This is a genomic window from Streptomyces sp. NPDC057654, assembly GCF_042800135.1.
GTDB lineage: Bacteria > Actinomycetota > Actinomycetes > Streptomycetales > Streptomycetaceae > Streptomyces.
In genome coordinates, this window is the sequence record NZ_JBHVHQ010001012.1 from 1 (window position 1) to 2,871 (window position 2,871).

General features: G+C 69.2%; 2 protein-coding genes. Both read left to right on the forward strand.

What is annotated here, in order from left to right:
• The first annotated feature begins 126 nt into the window (after nucleotides 1-126).
• Nucleotides 127-1,095, forward strand: coding sequence for a zinc-binding dehydrogenase (locus tag ACFU99_RS39705; RefSeq protein ID WP_384402418.1), 969 nt, complete (start codon nucleotides 127-129; stop codon nucleotides 1,093-1,095).
• A gap of 283 nt (nucleotides 1,096-1,378) precedes the next feature.
• Nucleotides 1,379-2,830, forward strand: coding sequence for a glycine betaine/L-proline transporter ProP (gene proP, locus ACFU99_RS39710; RefSeq protein ID WP_384402421.1), 1,452 nt, complete (start codon nucleotides 1,379-1,381; stop codon nucleotides 2,828-2,830).
• The last annotated feature ends 41 nt before the right edge of the window (nucleotides 2,831-2,871 follow it).

Here is a 2,871-nt window from a genome sequence, read left to right on the forward strand (position 1 = left end):
CCCCGGCCCCGGCTCGTACGGCCCCAACGGGGCTCACGTGGAACGCCGGCCCGCCGCCCAGGCGATTGGCGGGGGTCACACGACCGCCCACTATCGCGGCAGCGCCCCTCGGCCTAGTTTGGGATCATGTTCGCTGCCTATGCCGCCCGGATCGACCGTGACCAGCCGCTGAACGGCCTTGAGACAGGGGAGCGGCCCGAGCCCGCCGCCGGGGCCCGCGCGGGGTGGACGGTCGTCGATGTGAAGGCCGCCTCCCTCAACCACCACGACCTGTGGTCGCTGCGCGGCGTGGGGCTGGGCGAGGAGTCGCTGCCCATGATCCTCGGCTGCGACGCCGCCGGGACCGACGCGGACGGCAACGAGGTCGTCGTCCACTCGGTGATCGGTCAGACGGGCCACGGGGTGGGCCCGGACGAGCGGCGTTCGATCCTCACCGAGCGCTATCAGGGGACGTTCGCCGAGCGCGTGGCCGTACCGGCGTGGAATGTGCTGCCCAAGCCCCCGGAGCTGTCCTTCGAGGAGGCGGCCTGCCTGCCCACGGCGTGGCTGACGGCGTACCGGATGCTGTTCACGAACGCGGGCGTACGGCCGGGGGACAGCGTGCTCGTACAGGGCGCGGGCGGCGGGGTGGCGACGGCCGCGATCGTGCTGGGGGCGGCGGCCGGGCTGCGGATCTTCGCGACCAGCAGGGACGAGGGCAAGCGCAAGCGCGCGGTGGAGCTGGGCGCCGAGGGCGCGTACGAGCCGGGCGAGCGGCTGCCGCGCCGCGTGGACGCGGTGATCGAGACGGTCGGCGCGGCGACCTGGTCGCACTCGGTGAAGTCGCTCAGGCCGGGCGGCACCCTCGTCGTCTCGGGCGCGACGAGCGGCCCGAACCCGGAGGCCGCCGAGCTGAACCGGATCTTCTTCCTGGAGCTGAGGATCGTCGGTTCGACGATGGGCTCCAAGGAGGAGCTGGGGGAGCTGTTGAGCTTCTGCGCGGCGAAGGGCGTACGGCCGGTGATCGACTCGGTGCTGCCGCTGGACCGGGCGCGGGAGGGGTTCGAGAAGATGGCGGGCGGCGATCTTTTCGGGAAGGTCGTGCTGACGGTCTGACGGTCTGAGGGTACGAGGTGCGTACGGCCCGTAACAGGCGTGTGGTGTCTTACCGTCCGTAGCCCCCACTACGGCCTGTTACCGTTGATTACGGCCGTACCTGCCGTACCCCGCTTGAATGGGATAATCCGGCATCAAATAGGGTGATCGGCCCTAGTGGTCGCAGCGGCCGAGGGACTTCAGTCCTACCCGAAAGTGGCTTTCGTCCGCGAAAGCCACCGGGGATGAACCAGGTATCACTGGGTAGTTGCGCTAGGAACCTGTCCCCGACCGAAAGCCGCCCGTGCCTGTTCAGCAAGAACTCGAAGCCCCGGCCGTAACCCGGCACCGCCCCCTCGTGCGCGCTGCCGCGCGCCGCTCGAACCCTCCGCTGCGCCGCACGGACATCACGGTCACGGACGAGACGGCGGTCAAGCGGGCGGTCAAGGCCGCGGCGCTGGGCAACGCCATGGAGTGGTTCGACTTCGGGATCTACAGCTATCTCGCGGTCACCATCGGAAAGGTGTTCTTCCCGTCGGGGAACGACACGGCGCAGCTGCTGTCCTCGTTCGCGACGTTCGCGGCGGCGTTCCTGGTCCGCCCGCTGGGCGGCATGGTCTTCGGGCCGCTCGGGGACCGGATCGGCCGCAAGAAGGTGCTCTCGCTCACCATGATCATGATGGCGTCGAGCACGCTCGCCATCGGACTGATCCCCGGCTACCAGTCGATCCACTTCTGGGCGCCGGTCCTGCTGATCGTCTTCCGGATGCTCCAGGGCTTCTCGACGGGCGGCGAGTACGGCGGCGCGTCCACCTTCATCGCGGAGTACGCGCCGGACCGGCGCCGCGGCTTCTTCGGCAGCTTCCTGGAGTTCGGCACCCTGATCGGCTACACGGCCGCCGCCGGGCTCATCACGGTCCTGACGGTGACGCTCTCCGACGCGTCGATGGAGTCCTGGGGCTGGCGCATCCCGTTCCTCGTCGCGGGCCCGATCGGCCTGGTCGGCCTGTACATGCGGCTCAAGCTCGACGAGACGCCGGCGTTCCAGAAGCTGGAGGCGGAGGGGGCGCTGGAGAAGCGGGAGAGCACCCCGTTCCGGCAGATACTGACGACGCAGTGGCGGCCGATGGTGCTGTGCATCGCGCTGGTCGCGGCGTTCAACGTCACCGACTACATGCTGCTGTCGTACATGCCGACCTATCTGTCGAACAGCATCGGCTACGACTCCACCGACGCCCTCGTATCGATCATCATCGTGATGCTGGTGCTGATGGCGGCGATCACCTTCGTCGGACGCCTCTCCGACCGCATCGGCCGCAAACCGGTCATGATGGCCGGTTCGCTCGGCTTCCTGGTGCTGTCCGTGCCCTGCTTCCTGCTGATCAAGATGGGCACGGTCGTCTCGGTCTTCGCGGGCCTGCTGATCCTGGGCCTGTGCCTGCTGCCGTACGTCAGCGTGATGTCGTCCTCGCTGCCCGCGCTCTTCCCCACGGACGTGCGCTACGGCTCGCTGTCGATCGCCTTCAACATCTCCGTCTCGCTCTTCGGCGGCACGACCCCGCTCGTCGTCGAGGGCCTCGTCAGCGGCACCGGCAACGACATGATGCCCGCGTACTACACGATGCTCGCCGCCCTCGTCGGCGTCATCGCGGTCGTCACCATGAAGGAGACGGCCCGCCGGCCGCTGCCGGGGTCGCCGCCGTCGGTCTCCACACCGGAGGAGGCCGCGGAACTGGTGGCTTCCTCGCGGGCGTAGCCCCTCTGCCCGACACCGCCTGTGGGCCCGTACGCATAACG

Excerpts from the sequence above, each read along its gene's own strand:
- ACFU99_RS39705 (WP_384402418.1), top strand. The coding sequence starts at position 127 with ATGTTCGCTGCCTATGCCGCCCGGATCGACCGTGACCAGCCGCTGAAC.